This window comes from Rhodanobacter sp. B04 (assembly GCF_002001125.1).
GTDB lineage: Bacteria > Pseudomonadota > Gammaproteobacteria > Xanthomonadales > Rhodanobacteraceae > Rhodanobacter.
Genome location: NZ_MUNV01000004.1, coordinates 1 through 615, shown reverse-complemented (window position 1 = coordinate 615; position 615 = coordinate 1). Strand labels below are relative to the sequence as shown.

The 615-nt window shown below is 54.0% G+C and carries 1 protein-coding gene; it reads left to right on the top strand.

The features are described 5' to 3' along the window. On the top strand, positions 1-603 hold a 603-nt coding region (locus B0E46_RS17115), incomplete at its 5' end, for a hypothetical protein (RefSeq protein ID WP_217316299.1). Between the last annotated feature and the right edge of the window lie 12 nt (positions 604-615).

Below are 615 nucleotides of genomic sequence, written 5' to 3'. Positions count from 1 at the left end.
TTCAGCGTTAGGCGATACAGGGGTTCCAAGGTGAAATTGTTATACATTGCAATATTCGCGTTAGCCCCTCTTGCGCAAGCTGGCTCACTGGCCTACGTCGAGAAAGTCGATCTAGAGCCAATGGCTCTTGCTTATGCCAGCGCCGCAAAGCTGCCGGCGCTCAACAGCAAGCCGGGCTTTGCTCTCCGGGTCTGGTCGCGTGATTACATGCTAGGGAATGTGCATGGCACTGTGGTCGCAAGCGGGCAACTTCGCACATTCGATACCACCTCAAAATATGCACACGGCAACGTCATCATCAAGCCCGCTGCACTTAGCGCTTCTCGTTCTGCCCCTAATCAACGCAAGCTCGAGGCTTTAGTCATCGCGCTAGCACCGCACAACGGGACATCTATTTCATGTGGCGTCATGGATGGTAGCTCCGTCTTGATTCAGGCGACTTTCAACGGACGCACAGTTACGGTTAAAGCGGATAACCCAAGCCTTTGCCCGGACAAAGCTTCAAAGATTGTTGTTCAATTGTTGCAAGAGCTGCGCGCCGTGCCTCCGCGCAAAGTATCGTCTAACTACTCGTTCAAGGCGGACGGCTACGCCGCCGCTTAACTCCAGCGTTAG